This is a genomic window from Aneurinibacillus uraniidurans (assembly GCF_028471905.1).
Classification (GTDB): Bacteria; Bacillota; Bacilli; order Aneurinibacillales; family Aneurinibacillaceae; genus Aneurinibacillus; species Aneurinibacillus uraniidurans.
This window is the reverse complement of record NZ_CP116902.1, coordinates 3,283,768-3,309,537: the sequence shown is the minus strand read 5'-3', so window position 1 is coordinate 3,309,537 and position 25,770 is coordinate 3,283,768. Positions and strand designations below refer to the sequence as shown.

Here is a 25,770-nt window from a genome sequence, read left to right as displayed (position 1 = left end):
ATCAGTATATTGTGAAATAGAGTATATCATTTTCAAATGAAAAATTCCTGAAAATGCATCGTACAAGGTGAAAATAAAAACCCTCTGGATTGAAATCCAAAGGGGGAGTGATCAGAATCGTATACAAGCTGTAGTAGTCAGAAGTGAAGGGAGACTCTTTGTTTGTCTAGTCACTGGTGAGTGCTTTATGAATGGCAGCAAGCACTCTTTCTTTATCTAAAGGCTTCACAACAAAATCGGATGCTCCTGCTCTTATGGCTTTAATTACCATGTTTTCTTGACCCATTGCGGAACAAATGACGATTTTTGCTTTACTATCATACTTTTTAATTTGTTTAATCGTTTCGATCCCGTCCATTTCTGGCATCGTGATATCCATCGTTACAATATCCGGACACGTTTCTTTATATTTTTCTAAAGCTTCTTTTCCGTTTTGAGCTTCGGCTACAACTTCGAAATTATTTTCAAGTAAATATCCTTTTACGATTGATCGCATAAAAAGCGCATCGTCGACAACTAATACTCGGTACATTTTCCCCCTCCTTTTTCATTTGTTAAATAATTATAATTTCACGGACATAAAAATAATACTGTTTACGAATTTAATTTGGTAAATGGAGTAAGTCTCAAATCTTGGGAGTCTTAAAGATTATTATAAATTTCTGATATTTAGGCAATGAGTAATGAAAACTTTGTTTTTAAACCGGATTTGCGAGTATAGCAAATACAAAAGAACTATTCGTATGTAGGAGGATTACGAATCGATCGATACGAATCGGGATATCTACAAAAAAAGAAGGCTCAACCTTCGGAGTGTTACGTACACTTTGGAGGTTGAGCCTTCTATAAATTTTCACCATCAATGTATGGTTGTTTAATTTTCAATCATCAGTTTTGCAGCCTGGCCAATTGGTGGCAGGCTTCTCGTCATGATCGGACCGTAGAATGCATGGAGCTTTTGACCAGTTTTTAGCTCCTGTATCGAAACGGGTTGATTGTCTTTTGTACCGATGATGCTTGTTTTGTTGGATACGACCAGCACGATCGTATCTTGTGCTTGCTCGGATAGCTTCGTTCCTTTTACAGTAATTTGCTTCATGCCGTTCTGTATATCCTGTACGTCTGTGATTTCTCCTGTTGTGCCAAGCATTTCATTCATAGTAGCATCTTTGACCGTAATCTGTACCGCGTTTGTCATTGGTGGGATGCTTAAGGTAGCCCATTTTTCTGTACGAACATCTACATCCATTCCGAGTTTTAGATCTTTGAATGAAAGCTTCTGGCCATCAGTTGTTGAAATGATGGTGGAGTCTGTAATATTCAGATTCAAACCGTGTGTGAATCCATTGATTCCAATTTGGGATTTGTCGATGCTTGTAATTACACCGTGTTTCATCATTTCTTCTGCTTTGTCAGAGATTGAAATCGTTCCGGTTTCATCAACCTGTACATTTACTTTGATTACATCACGGAAGAACGAAAGAGGGACGTATGTCTTGTTGTTCGTAAGTTCTGGTGCGACACCTAGCGTAACAGGCATTTTGGCAATGTTGTAATTATCTGCACCAATCTTGAACTGGAACCATTGGTTTCCTTTCGTAAGCTCAAGCGTATTGTTTTCTTTATGCCAGGTTAGTGTGAATCCAAGTGCATCTGCAATCGTGCGTACAGGAACCATAATTTGATTGTGGCTCGTATAGATAGACGTTTGCTCAGGTGCATAGCCTTTTCCGTTTATAACAAGACGGTGTGTAAGCCCATTTGCCGCATAGTCTGCTAGCATAACAGTAGGTCCCTGGGTGTACTGGGGCGTACTGTTCTTTTCTTGATCAGGTATGTACATCGCATACGCCGAAGTTGTAGTGGTAGCAAAAAGTGTTGTGAATAAAGCTGCTTTCCATAATGTTGTTGATTTCATGATTGTTGCACATCCTTGCAGTAGTGTAGTTTGGGATCCCATTCTTTTTGACGGCATATAAGCCAAAAAGGTTTCAATACAAAATATTTTTTTGCGAAATGATAATTATTATCAATATTTTGTTTTTGTGATACACTACAGGTATTCACCACAATTCTTCGAAGGGATGAAGCGGGATGACAATGAAGCTGCGAATTTGTCCGAAATGTACAGATGATGTGAAGAAGTTGAGGAAAAAGCTTGCGAAACTTGTACCGGATGCAAAGTTTTGTATGGGTTGTCAATCGATGTGCAAGCTTGGCCGGAAAAAACAATTTGTCATCGTCGGGAAAGGTGAGGTTGTCACCGCGAAATCTACGAAGAAAGTGGTCAAAAAGGTTGGTAAGCTTATTAAGAAGTGCGGATAAAAAATAACAGCCCTGCAGCATGTAAAACGTGATGCTACAGGGCTGTTTTGTTATATGTACCTAGAGTTGCTTGTTTAATTGCGTAAGTTCACGGGCTGTTAGGTTGCGCCAGTGTCCGATTTTCAGGTTGCCAAGTGTGATGTTCATAATGCGTATGCGCTGCAGCTTAACGACCGTATAGCCGAATGCCTGACACATGCGTCGAATTTGACGGTTTAACCCCTGGGTAAGAATGATACGAAAGACACGGTCACTGATTTGGGTTACTTGACACGGTTTCGTCCGGGTACCAAGAATGCGGACGCCTTCGGACATTCCTTTTACAAAGGCGGGGGTAATCGACTTGTTCACCGTCACGATGTATTCTTTCTCATGGTTGTTCTCTGCACGCAAAATTTTGTTAACGATATCGCCATCATTCGTCAGTAAGATTAGACCCTCGGAATCTTTATCGAGCCGTCCGATAGGAAAGATACGTTCTGGATGGTTGACGAAATCAACAATGTTGTCTTTAACTTTTTTTTCGGTAGTGGATGTAATGCCAACGGGTTTGTTCAGAGCGATATAGATGGACGCTTTCTTAGCCCCAATAGGCCTGCCATCTATGCGAACGTCATCGCCTAGTTCGGCTGTGCTGCCAAGTTCAGCTCGTACCCCATTAATCGTGACACGCCCTGCTTCAATCCATTTATCTGCTTCACGTCTCGAGCAAATCCCGGTTTCGCTCATAAATTTATTGATTCTCATTCTATAATCCTTTCGCTGAGTCGCTTTTTGTGTATCATATCATCACATAAACAAATAATGATAGACAATGTTCGACAAAATGATACTTTTTATTCCGTTGACTTTCTCTACATATGCATGATTTGCACTTTATTCCATTTATTATATGATATATGATAAAAATAACAAAACAAGGAAATGAGGGGTAACAGATGAAAGCTACTGGTGTTGTACGTAAAGTGGACGAGCTAGGTCGTGTGGTACTTCCAATTGAATTACGTCGTACGCTCGGAATTGCAGAAAAGGACGGTTTGGAGATTTTCGTAGAAGGGGAGAAGGTAATTTTACGAAAGTATCAGCCAGCATGCTTATTCTGTGATTCTGTAGAAGATGTAACAGCCTTCAAAGGTAAATTAGTTTGCAAGAGCTGTCAGGATGAGCTGGCCAGCGTAAAAGCATAAATATAGAACGAATAAAAGCCTGACATACTCTTTTTCTGTAAGATGTATGTCAGGCTTTTATTATAGCTTAGGGACGCGAATCGGACTAACCATCAAAATCGCCAGGATAAGGGTAAGAATCGGGCTGGAAAACGAGAAAAGGGCCAGGAAAGCCACTATCAGTCCAGCAAAGGTGATCGGAATCCCCATATAGTACCCAACTGTTGGTTTGATGTTAAATCGGCCAAGCCGCCAGGCACCTGCAATTGGAAAGGCGATAAACGCAAGTGTAACGAGAAAGGAAGGCTCTGACATTGTATGCATTAAAATAGCTGGAGCAACCCCGAAACTCACAATATCTGCAAGCGAGTCAAGCTCGACCCCCATCGGACTGTCTACTTTTAACATGCGAGCGAGTTTTCCATCAAACAGATCGCATACAGCGGCCAGAAGAATCAACAGCGCGGCCATGCGGTAATATTCGTTCATGGCAAATGTCAGCGAAAAAATTCCGCATACAAGGTTGCCGAGTGTAAAACTATTTGGGATTGAGCGACGAAAATAGCTCATGCTTCACCTCATTATATATTTTAATTAGTTAGCATTTTACCATAATAAACGTTTATAGTCTCCTTTTGACTTATAAAAGGGACTGCTTTAGCAGCCCCTCGCTGATGGGTACGAATCATCATTTGTACGTGTGGATTCAATGGTAACGTTTTCAGAAAGCCGGGTACAATTTTCACATATATTCAGGTCGACACGATAGAGATCCCCCTGCTTTACTTGAAAGCAGGAGAGGCACACATATAGATTCATGTGGTCATCCTCCTTTCACGTTACTCCTACATTATATCACATTTTCTAGAAAGTGGTATTGTGACAGTGGATGCATTCTTGTTTATAATGGGCAGGAAGCATTTGTCGTATTCATAAATGATATGGAGAACAGTAGGGAGGAATTTTGATGGAAGATAAACAAAAAGATCTGGGGGGACAGCTTGCGGATAGTTATCGTCGCGATACAAATGCGATGGTGCTTATTTTTGCGCAGTGGTGTGTAAACCATGATCTTGATCCGCTGGAGTTATACAGAGAAGCGTACCCGGATCAGGGAGTTCCACCTGAGCTTGCTGGTATGTTGGAGTTAACGGTACCAAAAGAAGAAGCAGGTGAAATTGAAACCGGCACACTACTGAACGTGCTGATGGCGTTTGATAATGAAGCCCTGGCGTTTGTGGTGCGTAAGCGTGTTTCATCCTGAGAAATTCTAAGTAAGTCGGAAAGTAGGGTATAATAAGAAGATACAGAAGAGATTAGGAGGGATTATGTGTGGAGGTTATGTTTTCAAGCCCAACGATGATTATGTTTTTTATTATCGGTGTTATCGTTCTAATTGTATTTTTCGGTGGGATTGTGACTGCGATTACGCAGACTGTTCGTGGTAATCTGCGCGTTGATTATGATGCAATCGCGGCGAAAAATTCGTTGGAAGATGAACAGCGGCGTAAGCAACTGAAGCAGCGGTCGCGGTAAGGAGAGACCATGTTTGATCCAACGATTTATGAGAATATGAAAGTTGCCCTTGAAGGAGCGGTGTATGATCTTGACCTTGCGGGTGCTATCCTAGTAACAGCAAGGAAAGATCGTGTAGATCTGGCGACGATGTCCCGTGAATACCAGATTGAGTTCCAGGATCGAGAAACAAAAGGGAGCGAGAATCCGGCTGCGCGTATGACATTACTTGCAAGTGCATCTGATCTCGCAGGAGAAATTCTGGAGCTTGTACCAATTGAGCGCCTCGGTTGTTTATTGCGCGTGTCATTTGCGTTGTACGTAGACAGCCCCGCTAAGTGTGAGGACATTCGGAATGTACTTGTAGGCGTATGGGGGAATCGTCCGGAGATTAGGCAGTCTCTGTCTTTTGTATATGATCCTGCGGAAGGACCGATTCGGTACGAGAATACAGTTACGCTTGATTTTGGACGTAAAATTAACGAGGATAACGTAGAAGATCTTGTGAGTATTGTGGATCATACGGTGCTGTCATTGCAGCGCTTGAGCGGTCAGGAATAGCATGAAAAAAGAGAATCGGCATGCCGATTCTCTTTTTTTTAGACTTTAAAACGACTTACAGCCTCGTTCAGTTCTTCTGCTGATCGTGATAACACAGTAGAAGCGCTGGCGACTTCTTCCATAGAAGCAGTCTGTTCTTCCACAGCTGCGGCTACATGCTGAGTATTCTGGGCAGCCCGTTCAAATGTGTGAGTCATGTCATTCATACCCTGGACGATTTGGGTAATGCCAGACTGGATTTTTATAAATGAATCAGTAGCTTCTTCAATCTGAGTGGATACACCGCCAACAGCGGTGCGAATTTCTTCAAAAGCATGGGAAGCGTTGCTGACCATCGTGATGCCTTCGTTTACGGCTGTACTTCCTTCTTGCATAGCTTCTACTGCATTTCCACTTTCTGTTTGGATTTGTGCAATCAGTGTATGGATTTCACTGGCTGCATTGGCCGATTGTTCGGCTAGTTTTCGTACTTCATCCGCTACAACTGCGAAGCCTTTTCCATGTTCTCCAGCACGCGCTGCTTCAATGGCAGCGTTAAGAGCAAGGAGATTGGTTTGTTCAGCGATTGATGTAATTAATGATAAAATATTGCCGATTTCTTCTGACTTCTGTCCGAGGGAATTCACGACATCAGAAGAGCGGAGGACCTTATCATGAATAGTTGTAATCTGCTTCCGCATGTTTTCCATGACTTTAATTCCTGTGGTAGAAGTACCGGCTGCATGATGAGAAGCTCCGTTTACCTCCTCGATCTTTTGTGTGATAAGCTTCATTTGTTCCGATACACTTTCTACGAGGCGGTTTGTATCCAATACGATTCGTGATTGGGTATCAGCTCCGACAGCGACTTCCTGAATCGAGGCGGCAATTTGTTCAGTTGCCTGACTTGTCTGCTCTGCGCTTGCTGTCAGCTGTTCAGCAGTTGTGGCTACGTGGTGAGAGTTATTGGATACATGACCCATCAGATCACGTATTTTTCCGGTCATACTATTAAAGTTTTGAGCCATTTGAGCAAATTCATCTCTTGAGTTAACGGCAATTGCTTGTGTAAAATCTCCTTCTGCCAGCACAAGAGAAGCGTCATTGATTGTTTTAATATTGGATGTAATATAGCGGCTATATAGTAAAATAACGGCCACAATGACAAGAGTGGAGATGACACTGATGATCAGTAAGCGGCTAAGCAGCGATTGTAGGGGGGCAAACAGTTCTTTTTCGGGCATCACCATAGCGAGTACCCAGTTTGTATGAGGAATTTTAGTAAAGAATAATTCGTTTGTTCCGTTTTGATCGGTGAAAGAAGCCCGACCTCTTTGTTCGGTAAGCATGCTGTTGGATAGCTTGGCTAGCGACGTATTTGTATCCTGATTTAATTTTGTTTTCATTACTTTCGTTGCATCAGGTTGTGCGAGATAAGTACCGGTTTCATCGAGAAGAAATGCCCATCCGGTAGCCCCGACTTTTGTTTCGGTTACGATTTTTTGCAAGTTCGTTAAATGAATATCACCTGTTGCTACACCGATAAAGTTTTTGTTGCGATCATAAAGCGGAACGGATGCGGTGACCACGGAAGACTTGGTTACAGGATCAAAAAAGGGGGTGGTATAAGCAACAGAATCTTTAGAGGTCTTACCTGTTTTGTACCATTCTTGATTAGGGTAATTGTATGCTTCTGTATTGTACTCGTCCGTATGAGAGATCGAGCCGTTATTGCGATACGCATAGTACGAGAAGTATTTAAGGTTGGGACGGTATCGGTATGGTTCAAAGAAAACACCAAGACCGAATGTATCTTCATTTATCCCTACATTATTTTTAAGCATCGCGATGTACTGATCTGGCGTGAGGGTGGTAGTGCTTACTTCGATAGAACGAGCTAGTCCTTCTGTTACCTTGCTGTGAGCCGTAATCCGGTTTTGCAAAGCTGTACTGACGCTGTCTAGTTCATAATTCATTTTCTGGGAAATTTCATGTTCAATGAGGGAGCGGGAATAAAAATAAGAGATGAAAACAAGAGCAATAAGTGTGAGGATGGTTAACGGAAGAATAGAAAACATCGTACGTAGTTTAATGCTTGAAAACTTCATAAAACTCCCCCTTATATAATAACTAAATTTTCTGTCTAATTAAATTATAGCATAAGTTATGGGTATAAAGTAGTGACAATAAAGTAAAAGCACCGGGATTCCCCGGTGCTTTTATAATCGGCAATTATTCGTTTATCATGAACCGGAATGTATCCGCCCGGTGATGATTATGGTTCTACAATATCATGAAAGGTTATTTCTAACTCAACATCATTTTCCACAGAATCATCAAACATAAGAGTGGGCTGATCAGATGTCCGAACGGTCATAATCTGTTCAAGAGAGTTCCGATCCCGACCGGGTGGAATCTCTTGATACAACCATGGATGTATCGCAAGGATAATCTGAATAATGGAGCCGACCGTATGGGAGCGGTCTACATGTATGTCCATCGTTTCCGATGCTTGTTTCCCGTGTATTGTGACGCGCATCTTATAGTTCCTTTACGTATTTATTCACTTTTCGTACCGCACTGGACTGACTAATGCCCAGCAGCTCGGCGAGTTCATACGTACTGCGACATGTCTCATACGCTCGCCGCACAATCTGGCCTTCGTACCAGTCAAGCTGCTCTTTCAACGGCAGGGTGGCTACCGGAGCAAGTGGCTCTTCGTTGCGTTCATCGGCTAAGGCACCTGAGATATGTGCCGCTGTTAGTTCATCCTCGTCGACAGTGACGACCAGGCGCTCAAGAAAATTACGCAGCTCCCGAATGTTTCCCTGCCAGGATGCTCGCCTAAGTTCTTCAGCACCTGTGTGAGTAAGACGCTTGGCGATGCCGTATTGCTCCTTGAATTCGTTTAGGAAGCTTAAGGCTAGCGGGACAATGTCTTCCCGTCGTTCACGCAGCGGGGGAACTGTGATCGGAATCACATTTAACCGATAGTAGAGATCGCTGCGGAACGTCTTGGCCTCCACTTTTTGTTTTAAATCCTGATTCGTAGCGGCGATAATACGTACGTCTACATGAACAGGGGTCGTTCCTCCAACGCGGAAAAACTTTCGTTCCTGCAGGGCGGTAAGCAGCTTAGCCTGTACAGTTAATGGCAGTTCTCCGATTTCGTCAAGAAACAGTGTACCCCCGTTTGCCGCCTCAAACAATCCTTTTTTGCCTTTCTGCAGTGCGCCCGAGAATGCACCGGACTCATAGCCGAACAGTTCGGATTCAATGAGTGATTCCGGTAGGGCACTGCAGTTGATTGAAAGAAGTGGTGCGGTTCGGCGTGCACTCAAGTTATGCAGATAGTGAACAAGATGTGTTTTACCGACACCGGATTCACCTAGCAGAAGAATCGTGCTGTCTACTCGCGCCACTTTTTCTACCTTGGCTAGAATTTTCAACATCGCTGGACTGCGTACGGTTAGTGTCATGCCAACCGACGCTTCCTGGTTGTGTAGTGCTTCCTCGTAACTTTCGACCCTCTCTTGCAGCTGGTCTAGCTGTTCACGCAGGTGCAAAAGCTCGGTAATGTCACGCGAGTTACTAACGACACGAATGACTTCACCGTCTGATGAAAATACCGGCGTTGCGGTAACCAGCAATTTCCGTCCGTTCTGGGTCTCTTGAATGAGGTTAATACGCTCTCGTTTCTTGATAACATCAAGGGTTGCAGAGCGTGAAAAAATACCGTCCGCGACAAGTTCGTTTACATGTCGGCCAATAATATCCTCGGCCGTAAGTCCATAATTACGTTCGCACGCACTGTTAACCCGAACAGTGTAGCCTGCACCATCCGTTACGAAAATCTCGTCATACGAAGCATCGAATACGCTTTGTAACTCAGCATATAAATGTGCGTATTCTTCTGATTCATGTAAGATTTTTGCTTCATGTGGAAATACGACCCATACAGAAGTGTGAGTTTCAGCAGAAACTCGCCCTTCCCAGAGATATCCATCCAGTGCAAACTGCGTATCACCATGTGCCAGACGGCGATGGATATGCCCGGCAAGCGTATCCACCGTCCAGCCATTCATCAGATACCATTCCTTGATCCGATCATTGTACTGAAGGACATCCTGGTTAAGGTGACAAAATCCTAGAGCGAATTGGTCAAGAAATGGTGCAGGGTCAAACTTTGTTGTCATGAGACGTCTCCTTTATGTGCAGGGCGCCGTCATTGACAAGCGCTTCGCGATTAGCGGTTGCGGTTAAAGCAGATCAGCTTCATTTCGGTCATTTCTTCTGTTGCATATTTAATGCCTTCGCGTCCCATTCCACTTTCTTTTACACCGCCATATGGCATTTGGTCAACGCGGAAAGTAGGGAAGTCGTTAATCATTACGCCGCCTACTTCAAGACGATCCGATGCATAGAAAGCACGTTCGATATCATTCGTATAGAAGCCAGCTTGCAATCCGAAACGGGAATCGTTCACTGCATCGATTGCTTCATCTAGCTCATCATATGGGCTGATGACAACAACCGGTGCAAAAGTTTCCTGGCAGCTTACTTTAGCATGAGGTGGAACATCGACGATAGTGGTTGGCTTCACGATGTTGCCTTCTGTACCGCCTGTTAGCACGCGTGCGCCAAGTTTTTTAGCTTCCTCTACCCATTCAGCAATCCGGTCTACGTCGCGTTGTGAGATCAGTGCAGAGATGTCTGTGCTCTCATCAAGCGGGTCGCCGATGCGAAGGTTGTTTGTTTCCGCTACGAACTTTTCGACAAAGCCATCATACAGTGAACGATGTACGTAGATGCGCTGCAGGGAAATACACACCTGTCCCATGAATGTAAAGGCACCTGTTACAGTACGTTTCACAATGCGATCGATATCATAGCCTTCGTCGATAATGAGACCGGAGTTCGAACCGAGCTCAAGCACAACGCGTTTTAGGCCCGCTTTTTGGCGAATTAGTGTACCGACTTCTGGACTGCCTGTGAACGTAACGAGCTTCACACGTGGGTCAATTGTCAGCTCATCGCCTACTTCGCTACCTGGTCCAGGAATGACCTGGAGAGCACCTGCTGGCAGACCTGCCTCTTCAAACAAATCCGCGATGAAGTAAGAAGACAGCGGAGTTTGATCGGCTGGTTTTAAAACAACAACGTTACCGGCTGCGAATGCAGGTCCAAGCTTATGTGCAACCAGATTGAACGGGAAGTTAAATGGTGTAATCGCACCGACGATACCAAGTGGTTCACGAACGGTATACGCTACACGATTTTCCCCCATAGCAGATGCATCAAGTGGAATGGTTTCGCCATGCAGGCGGCGTGCTTCGTCTGCTGCAAACTGATACGTTTCGATTGTACGAGCAATTTCACCACGTGCAACAGTAATAGGTTTTGCGGCTTCCAGACAAAGAATGCGTGCAGCTTCTTCTTTGCGCTCAGCGAGCAGACGGGATACTTCCTGAAGAATGGCAGCGCGACGGTGAGCCGGCATTTTTGCCATTACTTTTGCTGCTTCTGCTGCATGGTCGATCGCTTTTTTCATGTCCGCGCGCGTTCCAACGGCCACGTCAGCAACGACCTCCCCAGTATGTGGGGAGCGGAGCTGTTTGTAGGAAGAGGCTTCTTGCTTTTGGCCTGCAAGATACAGGTGTTTCTTTTCTACGTTTTGAGTCATGATTTAGGCTCCTTTTCGTCTGATCGATTAGCGAGTTTGTAGCGCGGACACAGCGGCTTCGAGTGATTCTTCGATGATATCGAGACCTTCTTCGAGCTGCTCATCTGTGATCACGATTGGCATTAATACGCGAAGCACATTGCCAAACAGACCAGCGTTTAATGTAATAAGTCCACGTTTGTTAGCTTCAGCAACGAGATGAGTGACAACGTCTTTGTTTGGTTCGCGTGTTGCACGGTCCGTAACAAATTCAATGGCACACATCGAGCCGAGGCCACGCACATCTCCAATTATATCGTATTTCTCAGCAAGACGGTTGAAGCGATCCATAACTTTAGCGCCAACTGCGTTAGAACGTGCATTCAAGTCGTGCTTTTCAATCATATCAAGTACAGCCAGTGCTGCGCGGCAACCGAGTGGGCTTCCTGCGTATGTGCCGCCGAGTTCGCCTGGGTTTGCTGCGTCCATGATTTCTTTGCGACCGATAACACCACTGATTGGTAGACCTGCACCTAATGATTTAGAGATCGTCATCAGATCTGGTACAACATCGAAATGATCAATCGCGAATGTTTTACCTGTACGGCAGAAGCCAGTTTGAATTTCATCGGCTACGAATAACATGCCGTGCTCTTTACAAATTTTTGCTACGCCTTGTACGAATTTTTTAGATGGAACGACGAAGCCGCCTTCACCTTGTACAGGCTCCATTACAACGGCTGCAACCATTTCTGGTGCAACGTCGCCTTTCAGGAATGTTTTGAATTCGTCGAGGATGTATGTGTCATAATCTTCCTCTGTCATGCCTTCTGGACGACGGTAGGAGTAGTGGTATGGTGCTTTATAGATTTCAGATGCGAACGGACCGAATTCGTATTTGTACGGTTTTACTTTGCTTGTCATGGACATGGTCAGCAGTGTACGACCGTGGAAACCGCGTGAGAATACGATAACAGCCGGGCGTTTTGTATATTTACGAGCGATTTTAACCGCGTTTTCTACTGCTTCTGCGCCACTGTTAAGGAACATAACTTGTTTGTCATGATCTCCTGGTGCAAGTTTTGCCAGGCGTTCTGCGAGTTCGATGTATGGTTCGTACATCATTACGTTGAAGCCTGTGTGAATGTATTTATCAACTTGATCATGCAGGGCTTCAACTACCTCTGGTGCACAGTGACCAACGTTAATTGTACCGATTGCGCCTGCGAAATCGATGAATGTGTTGCCGTCTACGTCAGTAAGGAGTGCGCCTTCCGCGCGTTCTACAAATGTAGGAATGCCATAGCTAACGCCTTTTGGAACGTACTGTAGGCGACGGTTGAGAAGCTCTTGTGCTTTTGGGCCTGGCACTGGTGTTTTTACATTGGCAAATTTATAAGACATGGGTAAGGACCTCCTATATGTGTAATTGCAATATAAAACTATGCAATAATGATGCCAAACTTAAAAAAGAAGAAAAACAAAGAGTTTTCACGCAAAAAACGCAGATTTTAAGTCTAATATGACTTAAATATTATCAATTATGAATTAAATAAAAGTCTTGATGTTTCTAAAAAGTGCGTATATAATCAGATTCAATTATAAAACCAACTAAACGAATACGAATTCTTCTTTCTTATCCAGAGAGGCAGAGGGACTGGCCCGATGATGCCTCGGCAACCATTAAACCGCAGTGGTTTGAACGGTGCCAATTCCAGTAGCGTACGCTTGAAGATGAGGAAGAAGGGAACGCCATTATGGTGATTACGCCCTTCTTCTCTTACGAGGAAGGGCTTTTTGTACGTTATAAGCTGATTAATCTCATAAAAATACTTGAAGAATTGAGGGAGACAGATGCGGAAAGGAAAAGTATATCTGGTAGGAGCTGGCCCTGGAGATCCAAAGTTAATCACGGTACGAGGTGCAGAGTTGATTAGAGAGGCAGATGTGATTGTATATGACCGACTCGTCCATCCTCATCTGCTGACATATGCACGGGACGGAGCCGAGCTTGTGTACTGTGGAAAATTATCAGGCAATCACAGTATGCCGCAGGAGCAGATCAATCAGGAACTGGTGCGTTATGCACAAGCAGGCCGACAAGTCGTACGACTGAAGGGAGGAGATCCGTTCGTATTCGGGCGAGGGGGAGAAGAGGCGGAAGCTTGTGTAGAAGCAAACATTTCGTTTGAAGTTGTTCCGGGTGTGACAGCAGGCATTGCTGCTCCGGCATATGCAGGTATTCCGGTGACACATCGGGAGCATGGCTCATCGTTTGCTATCGTCACCGGTCATGCAAAAGCAGGAAAGTCGCCAACGATTGAGTGGGAAAAGCTGGCGACAGCGGTTGATACGCTCGTTTTTTATATGGGAGTAGGGAATCTGCCGGAGATTGTAAACGCATTGGTGTTTCATGGCCGTAGGGATGATACCCCCGTGGCACTGGTTCGCTGGGGGACATATATCGATCAGCAGGATACGCTCGTTGGCACGCTTGCGACCATTGTGGATGATGTGAAGCGCACGGGCTTTACATCCCCGGCCATTATTATCGTGGGTGATGTAGTCAAACTACGTGAGAAGTTGGCTTGGTTCGAATCGAAGCAGCACATCGTTCGCAATAGTAGTAGCGGGCAGGGGCTGATACGCCGCCTGCCGCAAGTCGCAGCCGCAGCTGGCTCGGCACATATTCAATAGAAGAAAGGGAGATGACGATGGGATACACACCAGTATGGGAAGCGAATAAGGAGAAGCTGAACAAGATGGAACTTGTGAAGCTTCAAAAAGATGGCTTGGATATTATTGAGGATATCCGAAACAACTTTTCCAAAAATGGATTTGACTCCATTCCAGCAGAAGACATGGATTTGTTTAAATGGGCAGGGGTTTATCAGCAGAAGCCAAAAAGCGATGGGTACTTCATGATGCGGGTCCGAATTCCATCTGGCATTTTGTCTGCGGAGCAGGCGCGTACGCTTGCAGGCATTGCCCGTGATTATGGACGTGATCTCGTTGATATCACAACGCGGCAGGCGATCCAGTTTCACTGGCTGACAGTAGAGCAGTTACCGGACATTTTTGACCGACTGGCGGCGGTTGGGTTGTCTTCCTTTGAAGCATGTGGAGACTGTCCGCGGACGATTGTCGGCAATCCGCTGGCAGGAATCGATCCGTATGAGTTGATTGATACAACAACGCTTGTACAGCAGTTGAGTGATACATTCCTTGGGAATCGTGATTTCTCGAATCTGCCGCGTAAATATAAGATTTCTATTTCATCTAATGTGTACAATGCAGGTCACGCTGAAATTAATGACCTGGCGTTTACTCCGGCTTCGAAAGTGATCGATGGGGAAGAAGTGATCGGCTTTCATATTTGGGTCGGCGGTGGATTGTCAGCACGCCCGTATTTGGCACAAAAGCTGGACGCCTTTATCCGTCCAGAGGAAGTGGTCAACGTATCGGTTGCGGTTACGGAAGTTTTCCGTGACTATGGCTACCGTGAGAAGCGCCATCATGCGCGACTTAAGTTTCTTGTCGCAGATTGGGGAGCTGAGAAATTCCTGTCTGTATTGAAAGAGAAAACAGGTGAGCTGGAAACAGCCGGAGACGACCGGACAATCGGCTGGAATGCAGGGTATTTCACAGGTGTTCACAAACAGCGTCAGGAAGGGCTGAACTATGTTGGACTTTCCGTTCCGGTTGGCCGTCTGGATGCAAATGAATTAGAAGAACTGGCACGTCTGGCAGATGAGTACGGTAACGGCTCGCTTCGCACATGTAATTCCCAGAACATTGTGCTTACAGATATTCCGGATGCGAATGTGGCGGCACTTTTGGAAGAACGTGCACTTGAGCGTCTAACTCCGGAACCGAAGCAGTTCACAGCCTTTGCGGTTTCTTGTACGGGCAACGAGTTTTGTAATCTTGCACTTGTGGAGACGAAAGAAAGAATGCGTCAGCTTGCTTCCTTCCTGGATGAAAACATTGAGCTGGATGAACCGATCCGTATGCATATGATCGGCTGCCCGAATTCCTGCGGTCAACGGAATATTGCTGATATTGGATTCCAGGGTGCGCTGGTGAAGACAGACGATGGTATGCAGGCGGCGTTCGATGTTTTTGTTGGCGGTACATTAGGGCTGGAAGCTAAGTTTAATGAGAAGCTAAAAGGACGTATTCTGGCGGATAAATTGCCGCATGTCGTCTTACAGCTTGTAGCGTTCTATAAAGAAGAGAAGCAGGATGGGGAAAGTTTCTTCCATTTCGCGCAGCGAGTTGGAACGCAAACCTTCTCCGAGCGAGTAGAAGCTGTGCTTCAGCAGCTGGCGTAACCTGATCGGGTAGCGCGGATGGTGAAAAAGGGGGAAGAACCGTGTTTCTGTACAAATTTGAAGTAATCTTTGAGGATCGAACAACAGCGGGGCTTGTCATCCTGCATGAAAATGAAGAAAAGGCATTTCAAAGTGCACAGAATGAGCTAGAGCGCTACTTTATTCCGAACAAGCCAGTGGCAGAGCTTGCGATTATTGAGAAGAAACTAGCAGGGCCGGGACGCGGCTACGTGGTGGAAGCATAATGCTTACGTATATTGCTATCGGAGTCGGACTGTTTTTTGCTATGAACATCGGAGCGAGCGGAACCGCCGCTTCGATGGGCGCTGCGTATGGTGGTGGGGCGATTCGGAATAAGCGTCTGGCGATGGTGATTGTGGCCGTAGCTGCGCTGTTAGGTGCCGTGATTGGCGGCGGAGAAGTGGTGAAGACGATTGGCGGCGGCATCGTTCCGACCCATCTGCTTAGTGTGCAGACGGTGATCGTAATTCTTGCGTCGGCTACGCTAACGCTGTTTTTCGCCAATATGATGGGAATACCGCTCTCGACTAGTGAAGTAACGGTTGGCTCGATTGTAGGAGTTGGGCTTGCTTATCGGGAGGTGTTCGTCGCCAAGCTAGCGGTTATCATTTCGTTCTGGATTCTCGTTCCAATCGTAGCATTTGGGATTGCCTTTACACTTGGCAAGCTGATTGGGCGAGCGGAGCAGAAGTGGCCGGCTTTGCAGGGGCAGGGAAGCTGGCGGCGTTGGCTTAGTTATCTGCTGGTAACAGGTGGTGCGGTTGAAGCATTCTCAGCCGGGATGAACAATGTAGCGAATGCCGTCGGTCCGCTTGTCGGTGCCAAAATTATGACGACGGAAGCAGGTATCTGGATTGGTGGCCTGTTCGTAGCATTGGGAGCAATTTTGCTCGGTGGAAAAGTACTGGAGACGAACGGCAAGAAAATTACATCGCTCTCTCTTCTTCAAGGAAGTGTCGTCTCGTTCACAGGTGGACTGCTGGTTATTATTGCGTCTGTATTTGGTATTCCAGTGCCGCTTGTCCAGGCAACGACGTGCGCTATTCTTGGTGTTGGCACGGCGGAGAATGGATTCCGTCTATGGCAGAAAAATGTGATCCGCCAGATTATCAAGGTATGGGTCGTGTCCCCTGTGACATCGCTTGTCGTATCGTATGCGATGGTAAATCTGCTATTACAGCCGAATCCATACGTGCTGATCGTAATCGTAAGCGTATTTGTGGCTACGATTGGGTTGCTCAGTCTGTCCCGTACCATCCGACAGGAGAAAAGTGCTGTTCATGATCAGGGAGGGGGAATTTGAGAATGAGTGTATCGTATGAAACGCTTACGGAGGAGCAGTATAAGGAGCTGAATGATCAGCTTCAAAGCAAAGACGCACTTGATGTTTTGAAATGGGCATATGGGCAGTTCCAGGATGATCTGGTGTATGCCTGTAGCTTCGGTGCAGAAGGAATGGTGCTGATTGACCTGATCAGCCGGGTTAAACCGGATGCGCGTATTGTGTTCCTTGATACGAATCTTCATTTTGCTGAAACGTATGACGTGATTGCAGAAGTGCGGGCGAAGTATCCGAAGCTGCAGATTGAAATGAAGCAGCCGGATCTGACCCTTGCTGAGCAGGAAGAACAGCATGGAGCTGAATTGTGGAAGAGCAGCCCTGATGTGTGCTGTCGTCTGCGCAAGATTAAACCGTTAGAAGACGTGCTGACAGGTGCTATCGCCTGGCTGTCCGGTTTGCGCCGCGAGCAGTCACCGACACGGGCAAACACACAGTTTATTAATCAGGATCATCGCTTTCATTCTGTTAAGATCTGCCCATTGATTCATTGGACATGGGAAGACGTATGGAACTATATTCGATTATATGAGCTTCCGTACAACAAATTGCACGATCAAAATTACCCGAGCATCGGATGCGCTCCGTGTACGCAACAAGTAGAAGGCAGGGGAGACTCCCGCGATGGACGTTGGAGCGGCACAGGCAAGACCGAATGCGGATTGCATTTATAAAGGAAGAAGGAGCGGAGAATATGAGCACAAGTCAACCACATGGAGGTCAACTGATAAACCGAGTTGATCTTTCTTACAACACAACAGCCATTACACAAGAAATTGAACTGGATGCATTTGCGCTATCTGATCTGGAATTGTTGGCAATCGGAGCTTTCAGCCCGCTAACAGGCTTTCTGAACAAAGCCGATTATGAGCGAGTTGTGCAGGAGATGCGCTTAGCGGACGGAACGGTGTGGAGCATACCGATCACACTTCCTGTTACGGAGGACAAAGCACAAAGTTTACAAGCAGGTGAAAAAGCAAAGCTCGTCTACAATGGTACGGTATATGGTGTAATCGAGATTTCTGAATTGTACACACCGGATAAACAAAAAGAAGCGGAACATGTATATGGCACAGCTGATACCGCTCACCCAGGCGTAGCGAAACTGCTTGAGCGCCCGGATGTATATGTGGCGGGCTCGATTACTCTTGTGAATCGCCCGGAGAAAGACCAGTTCGCTTCGTTCTATCTTAATCCGACTGAGACGCGAGCTGCATTTGCCGAGCGTGGCTGGAAAACGGTAGTGGGATTCCAGACGCGCAACCCGGTGCACCGCGCCCATGAGTACATTCAGAAAACGGCACTTGAAATTGTCGATGGTCTATTCTTGAACCCGCTGGTTGGGGAAACCAAATCGGATGATATTCCGGCAGATATCCGCATGGAAAGCTATCAGGTGCTGCTTGAGAATTATTATCCGCTTGACCGTGTGTTCTTAGCGGTATTCCCGGCAGCTATGCGTTACGCAGGACCACGTGAAGCGATCTTCCATGCGATGGTTCGCAAAAACTATGGCTGCACACATTTCATTGTGGGACGCGATCATGCTGGTGTTGGAAACTACTATGGCACATATGATGCCCAGCTTATTTTTAGTAATTTTACAGCGGAAGAACTCGGTATTACGCCGCTCTTCTTTGAACATAGCTTTTATTGCAAAAAGTGCGGGAACATGGCTTCTACGAAAACATGTCCGCACGGTGCGGAAGACCGCCTGATTCTCTCCGGTACGAAAGTGCGTGAGATGCTCAGTAATGGTGAAGCACCACCACCAGAATTTAGCCGCCGGGAAGTTGTCGATGTGCTGATTCGCGGTATGAAAATTGCAGTAGCATCACATGGGGAGGTATAAAGGTGGCTGAACATAATCAGAATATCATCTGGCACACAGCAGCCGTAACCAAACAAGACCGGAGGAAGTTGAATGGACACGGAAGTGCGGTATTGTGGTTTACCGGTTTGTCTGGTGCAGGTAAATCGACGCTTGCGAATGCGGTAGAGCAGCGTTTGTATGAGCGAAATTTACGTACGTACCTGCTTGATGGGGATAACATTCGACATGGGATCAATCGTGATCTTGGCTTTAGCCCGGAGGATCGGACAGAAAACATTCGCCGTATCGGGGAGGTTGCAAAGCTGTTTGTTGATGCAGGGGCAATCGTGTTAACGGCTTTTATCTCTCCGTATTTATCAGATCGGGCGCTTGCTCGCCAGCTGGTAGAAGAAGGAGAGTTTATTGAGATTTATGTACGTTGTGCGTTAGAAGAATGTGAAGCACGTGATCCAAAGGGATTGTATAAAAAGGCGCGTGCAGGTGAGATTCCGGAGTTCACGGGTATCTCTTCCCCGTATGAGGAGCCGGATCAGCCTGAGCTGATTGTTGAGACCACTGGACAGACGCTGGAGCAATCAGTTGATCAGGTGATTGCTTATCTAGAACGTAGCGGAGTAATTTAACAGTATAGAGAAGGGATGAGCATAATGAAGTAATATGCTCATCCCTTCTCTTATCTTTGCTGCCTATGTTTTTCTAAAAGACTAAACATACATAGCAAGCCTGCGTATTCCTTCTTTAATTTCATCAGGCGATAAATTGCTATATCCTAGTATAATTTTATTTTGGTGTCTTCCTTTGCGTATAGAATGCTTTTCAACTGGGTAAATACGAATGTTACTTTCCTCTACTTTACGTACAGTTTCCTCAGAAAAATGAACATTATCAAATGCCGCAACCATATGCAATCCTGTCGAATCTCCATAAATTTTTAGCCCTTTTGAAAAAGAATCATGTAAACAAGTAATAAGGAAATCACGGCGTTTTCGATATACTTTTTTCATCTTTCTAATATGTTGTTCTAAATGACCTTCTTTAACAAACACAGCCAGCGTTAGTTGTTCGAAAGTTGGAGAATGAAGATCATTAAACCATTTCAGTTCTCGACAATGGTGAATTAAATTTTGTGGCAGAATCAAATATCCGATTCGTAGTGCGGGGGATAATATTTTACTAACTGTTCCGATATAAATCACGCGTTCCGGCTCCAAGCTTTGTAATGAACTAACGGGAGGTCCTGCGTAACGGAATTCGCTATCATAATCATCTTCTACAATATAAGCCCCGGATTCTCTCGCATACTGAATCAATTGGATTCTTCTTTGAATGGGCAATGTACCTCCAAGTGGAAACTGATGAGAAGGGGTAACGAAAATAAACTTTGGTTTTTTATTAGAAGGTAGCATATCGGTAATCATGCCAAATTCATCTACTGGTACAGGGTAAAGAGATACACCAGGCTGTTGAAAAATGGTTTGAATATCATGAGTAATAGGATCTTCAATACATACTTCATCACCTTTAGTAAGAAGAAGCTTTGACACAAGGGACAATGCTTGAGTCGCACCAGATGTGATAACGAGTTGTTCTGGAGAGCAACGAATCCCCCTTGTTTTATGAAGATAATTACATAGCGCCACTCGAAGCTCCATTCGTCCTTCTGGATGACCATAACCAAAAATAAAGTCGTTATGGTCGGCTAGCATTCGTTGGGTAAGTTGCGACCATTTTTTCTTCGGAAAAAGGTTTAATGCTGGAATCCCCGAGCGAAAGTCAATCAAATCGCTTGTCTTTTCCTCGCTGCTTTCCTCCTGCTGAGGTACAACAAGTTCATACTTACTTGTGTCCTCTAAAAATGTCCCTTCAGAAACATAGGTTCCTGAACCGCGACTTCCTTCGATAAAACCTTCAGCGAACAGTTGGTCATAGGCATCCAAAATAACATTTCGCGATATTTTCAATTCAGAAGCCAACTCTCTTGTTGATGGTAATTTCTCTCCTACATGTATAATCCCATTTAAAATTTGAAATCGTATTTGCTCATAAACTTGCCTTGTCAGGGATGCATCTAAGTTTCTATCAATAGAAAGCCAAAGCATAATAAACTCCTTTTCACAAGAAAGTGGACCTATAAAAACTGATTAGAAATGGTTCTACTTGAAACCACTTTAACATGATAGTTTATAAAAAGAAAGTTCATAAAATTCAAGCGGAAGGTGTGTTTCTAAATGATTTCCACAGGAGAAAAAGAATTTGTGCAGGCTCTAAAATCCATTGCCAGGAACGAGAAAATAAAGGCTTATATTGAACAATCAAAAGACCTGTATTCGTTATTTCTTCGAGCCTCTCAACGTTTTGTAACAGGGGAAACAAGAAAAGAGGCGATAGTAAAAGCAAACGAGCTATTATCTAAAGAATACCTCGTGTCTCTTGAATACATAGGTGAAAACACGACAACAGAAGAGGAATGTCGTAAAGCTAAGGATGAATTTATTGAACTTATGAAGGAAGTAGATTCAAATGGCTTTCAATCCACTATATCTTTTGATTTATCTCATATTGGTTTATGTATGAATCCTGATATTGCCTTTGAGTATTTGGATGAAATAGCAAAAGAGGCTGAGCAAAAGGGACTTTATCTTATGATAAGTATGGAGGAATCTGCAAAGACAGATCAAATTTTGGATATTTATAAGCGTATTGCTAAATCTCATTCTAATGTAGGGATTACCCTGCAAGTCCACTTAAAGCGATCTGTTGAGGATATAAATGAATTGCTGAATTATCAAGGGAGAATACGGATTGTTAAAGGAGCTTACCAGGAGCCTTCAGAAATTGCTTATCCGCGGTCTGAGGAATTAGATAAAAGATATCTACAATTCGTGGAAACCTGTGTTAAAGCTAATCAACCCATTTCAATTGCTACCCATGATGAAAAGCTGATTAGTCAACTAAGGGAATTGGGTTATCTTAACAGCCCTAATGTTGAAGTGGAAATGCTTTATGGAATTAGACCGGATTTGATAAAACAGTTAAAAGACGATGGTTATAAAACAAGGGTATACTTAACTTATGGGGAGGAGTGGTACTTGTACTTGTGTCATCGGATTGCTGAATATCCGCCAAATATTTATCTTGCTGTATCGGATATTATTGACCCTTCTAGAACAAAGAATAGTATATATTAAACAAAGTGAGAGCGAATGTACCTTATCGAGTTAATTGTTTGGTATTTCTTAAGCGAAAAAACATCATCCTTTATCTTGCTGTTAGATAAAGGGTGGTGTTTTTTAATGAACGGGAAGTGAGCTTCTGAAATGTTGAATACATACTAAACATGATAAGATGGGGGTGTGAGAGAAGGAGAGGGGAATGCATGGCGGTACGCCGGTTTGATTTTACAGAAGGAAATATTTTATGCCAGATGGTGGCGTATTCTTTGCCGATTTTTTTAACGAATGTTCTACAAGCATCGTATCAGTTTGTTGATAGTCTATGGGTGGGGAATCTGCTTGGTTCTAATGCGCTTGCTTCCGTTTCAGTATCGGGGACAATTATTTTTACGATTTTATCCTTTATTATCGGGATGAACGGGGCAACGCTGACCATTCTGGCACAGCGCAAGGGAGCAGGAGATGAACGCGGCCTGCAAGAATCACTGAATGCGTTTGTTGTCGTATTTGCGCTTCTGGCGATTAGCCTTGGTCTTATCGGGTATGTGTTGTCTCCATATATCCTGACATGGATTGGGACACCGGATACGATTCATAAGCTAGCCACCGAGTATCTTCAGGTGAATGCACTCGGGATTGTTTTTCTATTTGGTTACAATTTCATCGGGACTGTGTTACGTGCGCTTGGGGACAGTCGGACACCGATCCGATTTGTACTTGCAGCAGTTATTTTGAATACTGTACTTGACCCGTTGTTTATTGCAGGCTTCCATATGGGCGTTGTCGGTGCGGCGGCTGCGACGATTTTATCGCAGGGGTTGTCATTCGTGTATGCCCTTATTTACACAAAGCGTACGGGGAAAATACCGTTTACGAAGCCTCATCGTCCGGATAAACAATATGCAGCCACCATTTTTCGATTGGGTATTCCCGCTGGCCTTCAGATGATGCTCATCTCGGGCGGGATGATGGCGGTGATTAGTATCGTAAACAGCTTTGGTGAGGATGTGGTAGCTGGATTCGGTGCGGCACAGCGGATGGATAGCCTGATTATGCTGCCGATTCTTACACTCGGCTCAGCTGTTACTAGTATGGCAGGCCAGAATATTGGTGCAGGCAAATGGGAGCGGGTGAATGGTGTGACACGCAGTGGGATTGGGCTGATTATGAGTATTTCAGCAATTATCGCTGTTGTAGTGTATGTATTTGCTCCTGCTATGCTGGGATGGTTTGTGGAGAACCCAGCCGCTATTCATTTCGGCGCTGCTTACTTGCGCACAGTCTGTCTGTTCTATCCGTTCCTCGGCATTAATTTTGTGTTGAACGGTGTCATTCGAGGAGCGGGGGCGATGCTTGCGGTACTTGTCCTGAACTTTATTTCGTTTTGGGTTCTTCGCTATCCGTTAAGTGCCCTTTTCTCCCGTTGGTTGGGAGAGTCGGGAATTGCATACGGCATGGGGGTAAGTTTCTTACTAAGTGCAGGCTTCGCGGTATTGTATTATCGGTTGGGGAGCTGGAAGCGGGTTAGAATCGTTGGATCACGGCAGTAAATGAAATGACGAGTGGGAAAATTGGGTACAGTATTAAAGAAGTGAAGGGATAATAAATTCTTCTTTACTTACTAAAGATAATGATATATTATTAAGTTAGTAATAATGATTTGAAATAAAAGGAGAGAATCAACGATGGCAACTGTTCTTTACGTAACTGCTAACCCGAAACCAGTGGAACTTTCATATGGCCTGCGCCTTGGTCGAACTTTTCTTGATGCGTATCAAACACAGGCACCGAATGATACGGTTCAATACCTTGATTTGTATAAAGAAGACATCCCGTTAATTGACGAGCGTGTATTAAGTGCATGGGGTCGTTCTGCACAAAATATCGAACTGGAAGCAGAAGACAAAAAAGTACTGGCTCGCATGAATGAGCTGCTTGAGCAGTTCCTGGCTGCGGATAAAATCATCTTCGTGACACCGATGTGGAATTTGAGCTACCCACCAATGCTTAAAGCATACATCGATAACATCGTAATCGCAGGCAAAACATTTGCGTATACGGCAGAAGGTCCAAAAGGTCTTGCGGGCGGCAAGCGCGTCCTGCACATTCAATCAACAGGTGGCGTTTATTCACAAGGTCCAGCGGCTGCATTCGAGTTCGCAGACAAATATCTGCGTGGTGTGATGGGCTTCATCGGCATTACTGATTACAACCATCTTGTTGTAGAAGGTATGGCGGCAGCACCGGATAAAGCGGAAGACATTCTGGCAGAAGCCGAGCAAAAAGCGCGTGACTTTGCTCCTGAATTTGCAAAATAAATCTCGTGTCTGATGGACATTCCCGCTTTGGAGTGGTACCATTTTGATGTAGCAAGCGTCCTGTATCCTTATCTTTGTGTAAGGAATGGACGCTTTTTTTCTCCGTGTGACTGCCGTATGCAGAACGCAAAAAGCAAGAAGGAGTGAACACACGATGGGACACATCAAACAGGCTGGATTGACAGCACTTGCTCTGACAGTAGCTTTTATGTTCGGAGCTGCCGCTGGAGTATGGAATGCAGACGAGTGGAAAAGACAGGTTTCCTCGCTCATACAGCCTAACGCGATGCCAGAGAAAGTCGCGGAAGCAGAGGCGCCGGGTGCAAGTGTTGCCACCGCTACATCAAGCGGCTTTAAGGTTAGTCTGGGCGAGCGCTGGGATTCGGTAAAGAAGAAGCTTGGGGCGTACCGTTCCACACTTGTCGGGGTCAACCAGACAAAATGGTGGATTTATGATACATATTGGATTGGATTTCGTGATGGTAAGGTTATCGAGATCTTTACAAGTCATCCGTCTATGTCGCTAGGTGGTGTGAACATTGGCAGTACGCGCAGTGCAGTTGAGAAGAAGCTGCGCTACGAGGCTGCACCACAGTGGGACTTGTTTGGTGCGAAGTTTACATTTGAGAACAAGGGGCAGGAAAAAGTCCTCTACAAAAGCGGATCACAGGCTATCATTGCGTATTATGATACGCTCGATCATAAGAAATTGCTTGGAATTCGGATTGTCAATCCAGCGGAACTCGTATATAAGCGTTACTTTAGCTATCGCTATGTGTATTATCAAAAGCCGTCTATTCCGACATATACAACCGATACAGCGCAGGTTAATAAAGATGCGGCACGCGGCGTGTATTTGCTTTCTAATGGTGAGCGAACGAAGCACAAACTTGGTGAACTTGCCTGGAGCGATAAAGCGGCTACATCTGCCTATAAGCATAGTAAGGACATGAGTGTATATAAGTATTTCTCTCATTCTACTCACAGCGGCAAATCTCCGTTTGATTTGATGGCAGCAGAAAATATTCGGTACACGATTGCGGCAGAAAATATTGCGATGGGTTACACAGACAGCATCGAAGCCGTATTCGGTTGGATGAATAGCCCAGGGCATCGCAAAAGTCTCCTAAATCCAAAATTCAAGAAAATTGGAGTCGGTGTATACGGTACATACTATACACAACACTTTTATGCTCCATAATACTGCTAAGAATTCTTTGACATGCATGTACAAGCAAAGTAAAATATGACTTGATTGCCGGAAAATTACGTAGGGAAGGGAAGATCGTTATGTGGCAGTATATTACCCCTGTTCTAACGCTGATTCTCGGGTTAGCTGGAGGCTTCGCACTTGGAGTATGGTACCTGAAAAATCAGATGACAAACATGCAGATGGATGAAAAACAAATTCAGCAAATCGCCCGTTCAATGGGGATGAATCTGAACCAAAAACAAATGAACCAGTTATCTCGTAAAATGCAAACGCAGCCGAAGTCCGGCGCGGGAAAAAAGAAGAAATAAGAAAAAGCAATGCGGCATGTTC

The 25,770-nt window shown here is 44.9% G+C and carries 27 protein-coding genes and 1 riboswitch; of the genes, 17 read left to right on the top strand and 10 right to left on the bottom strand.

Annotated features, from left to right (window positions below):
* Positions 1-166: 166 nt before the first annotated feature.
* Entirely contained in the window at positions 167-532 is a 366-nt protein-coding gene (locus PO771_RS16550; protein ID WP_272560740.1) for a response regulator, read from the bottom strand.
* Positions 533-874: 342 nt separating this feature from the next.
* Positions 875-1,918, bottom strand: coding sequence for a copper amine oxidase N-terminal domain-containing protein (locus tag PO771_RS16545; protein WP_272560739.1), 1,044 nt, complete (start codon positions 1,916-1,918; stop codon positions 875-877).
* 176 nt (positions 1,919-2,094) lie between these two features.
* Here PO771_RS16545 and PO771_RS16540 point away from each other — a divergent pair, with 176 nt between their 5' ends.
* Positions 2,095-2,325 (top strand): DUF1450 domain-containing protein, encoded by a 231-nt coding sequence (locus PO771_RS16540; protein ID WP_272560738.1) that lies wholly within the window; start codon positions 2,095-2,097, stop codon positions 2,323-2,325.
* A gap of 60 nt (positions 2,326-2,385) precedes the next feature.
* On the opposite strand, the gene rluF is transcribed toward PO771_RS16540, so the two are convergent.
* Complete coding sequence (gene rluF / locus PO771_RS16535; RefSeq protein WP_272560737.1) at positions 2,386-3,072, bottom strand: 23S rRNA pseudouridine(2604) synthase RluF; 687 nt, start codon at positions 3,070-3,072, stop codon at positions 2,386-2,388.
* A gap of 191 nt (positions 3,073-3,263) precedes the next feature.
* Between rluF and PO771_RS16530 the strand changes: the two genes are divergently transcribed.
* Positions 3,264-3,512: an AbrB/MazE/SpoVT family DNA-binding domain-containing protein gene (locus tag PO771_RS16530; RefSeq protein ID WP_272560736.1), complete on the top strand. Its 249-nt coding sequence runs from the start codon at positions 3,264-3,266 to the stop codon at positions 3,510-3,512.
* Positions 3,513-3,572: 60 nt separating this feature from the next.
* Here PO771_RS16530 and pssA read toward each other — a convergent pair whose 3' ends face one another.
* On the bottom strand, positions 3,573-4,061 hold the full coding sequence (pssA, locus tag PO771_RS16525) for a CDP-diacylglycerol--serine O-phosphatidyltransferase (RefSeq protein ID WP_272560735.1): 489 nt from the start codon (positions 4,059-4,061) through the stop codon (positions 3,573-3,575).
* A gap of 397 nt (positions 4,062-4,458) precedes the next feature.
* Between pssA and PO771_RS16520 the strand changes: the two genes are divergently transcribed.
* The 3 genes from PO771_RS16520 (at position 4,459) to PO771_RS16510 (ending at position 5,567) form a co-directional block, all read left to right on the top strand.
* Positions 4,459-4,755, top strand: a complete 297-nt coding sequence (locus PO771_RS16520) for a hypothetical protein (protein ID WP_272560734.1) — start codon at positions 4,459-4,461, stop codon at positions 4,753-4,755.
* Between the two features lie 68 nt (positions 4,756-4,823).
* Entirely contained in the window at positions 4,824-5,027 is a 204-nt protein-coding gene (locus PO771_RS16515; RefSeq protein ID WP_272560733.1) for a hypothetical protein, read from the top strand.
* Positions 5,028-5,036: 9 nt separating this feature from the next.
* Positions 5,037-5,567 carry a hypothetical protein gene (locus tag PO771_RS16510; protein ID WP_272560732.1) on the top strand — a complete coding sequence of 177 codons (531 nt, stop codon included), beginning with the start codon at positions 5,037-5,039 and terminating at the stop codon, positions 5,565-5,567.
* 38 nt (positions 5,568-5,605) lie between these two features.
* On the opposite strand, the gene PO771_RS16505 is transcribed toward PO771_RS16510, so the two are convergent.
* From PO771_RS16505 to gabT, 5 genes are all read right to left on the bottom strand, one after another.
* The gene (locus PO771_RS16505) at positions 5,606-7,654 is read right to left on the bottom strand and encodes a methyl-accepting chemotaxis protein (RefSeq protein WP_272560731.1); all 2,049 of its coding nucleotides are present in this window, start codon (positions 7,652-7,654) and stop codon (positions 5,606-5,608) included.
* 167 nt (positions 7,655-7,821) lie between these two features.
* The gene (locus PO771_RS16500; protein ID WP_272560730.1) at positions 7,822-8,085 is read right to left on the bottom strand and encodes a hypothetical protein; all 264 of its coding nucleotides are present in this window, start codon (positions 8,083-8,085) and stop codon (positions 7,822-7,824) included.
* A gap of 1 nt (position 8,086) precedes the next feature.
* Positions 8,087-9,742, bottom strand: coding sequence for a sigma-54 interaction domain-containing protein (locus PO771_RS16495; RefSeq protein WP_272560729.1), 1,656 nt, complete (start codon positions 9,740-9,742; stop codon positions 8,087-8,089).
* 50 nt (positions 9,743-9,792) lie between these two features.
* Positions 9,793-11,229 (bottom strand): aldehyde dehydrogenase family protein, encoded by a 1,437-nt coding sequence (locus PO771_RS16490; protein ID WP_272560728.1) that lies wholly within the window; start codon positions 11,227-11,229, stop codon positions 9,793-9,795.
* Between the two features lie 27 nt (positions 11,230-11,256).
* On the bottom strand, positions 11,257-12,612 hold the full coding sequence (gabT, locus tag PO771_RS16485) for a 4-aminobutyrate--2-oxoglutarate transaminase (protein ID WP_272560727.1): 1,356 nt from the start codon (positions 12,610-12,612) through the stop codon (positions 11,257-11,259).
* A 229-nt stretch (positions 12,613-12,841) separates the two neighbouring features.
* Positions 12,842-12,949: riboswitch (SAM riboswitch) on the top strand.
* Between the two features lie 113 nt (positions 12,950-13,062).
* On the opposite strand from gabT, the gene cobA reads away from it, so the two are divergent.
* Genes cobA through cysC form a run of 7 tightly spaced genes read left to right on the top strand, consistent with a single transcriptional unit; the run spans position 13,063 to position 19,359 of the window.
* The gene (cobA, locus tag PO771_RS16480) at positions 13,063-13,905 is read left to right on the top strand and encodes a uroporphyrinogen-III C-methyltransferase (RefSeq protein WP_272560726.1); all 843 of its coding nucleotides are present in this window, start codon (positions 13,063-13,065) and stop codon (positions 13,903-13,905) included.
* 17 nt (positions 13,906-13,922) lie between these two features.
* The gene (locus tag PO771_RS16475; RefSeq protein WP_272560725.1) at positions 13,923-15,542 is read left to right on the top strand and encodes a nitrite/sulfite reductase; all 1,620 of its coding nucleotides are present in this window, start codon (positions 13,923-13,925) and stop codon (positions 15,540-15,542) included.
* A gap of 41 nt (positions 15,543-15,583) precedes the next feature.
* A complete protein-coding gene (locus PO771_RS16470; protein ID WP_272560724.1) occupies positions 15,584-15,787 on the top strand; it encodes a DUF3906 family protein in 204 nt (67 codons plus the stop codon).
* A complete protein-coding gene (locus tag PO771_RS16465; protein ID WP_272560723.1) occupies positions 15,787-16,866 on the top strand; it encodes a sulfate permease in 1,080 nt (359 codons plus the stop codon). The genes PO771_RS16470 and PO771_RS16465 overlap by 1 nt, the downstream gene beginning before the upstream one ends.
* Positions 16,867-16,868: 2 nt before the next feature.
* Positions 16,869-17,576 carry a phosphoadenylyl-sulfate reductase gene (locus PO771_RS16460; RefSeq protein WP_272560722.1) on the top strand — a complete coding sequence of 236 codons (708 nt, stop codon included), beginning with the start codon at positions 16,869-16,871 and terminating at the stop codon, positions 17,574-17,576.
* Between the two features lie 20 nt (positions 17,577-17,596).
* Positions 17,597-18,754 carry a sulfate adenylyltransferase gene (sat, locus tag PO771_RS16455; RefSeq protein WP_272560721.1) on the top strand — a complete coding sequence of 386 codons (1,158 nt, stop codon included), beginning with the start codon at positions 17,597-17,599 and terminating at the stop codon, positions 18,752-18,754.
* 2 nt (positions 18,755-18,756) lie between these two features.
* Positions 18,757-19,359 carry an adenylyl-sulfate kinase gene (gene cysC, locus PO771_RS16450; protein ID WP_272560720.1) on the top strand — a complete coding sequence of 201 codons (603 nt, stop codon included), beginning with the start codon at positions 18,757-18,759 and terminating at the stop codon, positions 19,357-19,359.
* A gap of 81 nt (positions 19,360-19,440) precedes the next feature.
* Here cysC and pdxR read toward each other — a convergent pair whose 3' ends face one another.
* Positions 19,441-20,835, bottom strand: coding sequence for a MocR-like pyridoxine biosynthesis transcription factor PdxR (gene pdxR, locus PO771_RS16445; RefSeq protein WP_272560719.1), 1,395 nt, complete (start codon positions 20,833-20,835; stop codon positions 19,441-19,443).
* A gap of 129 nt (positions 20,836-20,964) precedes the next feature.
* On the opposite strand from pdxR, the gene PO771_RS16440 reads away from it, so the two are divergent.
* From PO771_RS16440 to PO771_RS16420, 5 genes are all read left to right on the top strand, one after another.
* Entirely contained in the window at positions 20,965-21,924 is a 960-nt protein-coding gene (locus PO771_RS16440) for a proline dehydrogenase family protein (protein ID WP_272560718.1), read from the top strand.
* 188 nt (positions 21,925-22,112) lie between these two features.
* Positions 22,113-23,459, top strand: a complete 1,347-nt coding sequence (locus PO771_RS16435; RefSeq protein WP_272560717.1) for an MATE family efflux transporter — start codon at positions 22,113-22,115, stop codon at positions 23,457-23,459.
* Positions 23,460-23,594: 135 nt separating this feature from the next.
* Positions 23,595-24,227 (top strand): FMN-dependent NADH-azoreductase, encoded by a 633-nt coding sequence (locus PO771_RS16430; protein WP_272560716.1) that lies wholly within the window; start codon positions 23,595-23,597, stop codon positions 24,225-24,227.
* A 154-nt stretch (positions 24,228-24,381) separates the two neighbouring features.
* Positions 24,382-25,428, top strand: coding sequence for a CAP domain-containing protein (locus PO771_RS16425; protein WP_272560715.1), 1,047 nt, complete (start codon positions 24,382-24,384; stop codon positions 25,426-25,428).
* 89 nt (positions 25,429-25,517) lie between these two features.
* Complete coding sequence (locus PO771_RS16420; RefSeq protein WP_272560714.1) at positions 25,518-25,748, top strand: YneF family protein; 231 nt, start codon at positions 25,518-25,520, stop codon at positions 25,746-25,748.
* The last annotated feature ends 22 nt before the right edge of the window (positions 25,749-25,770 follow it).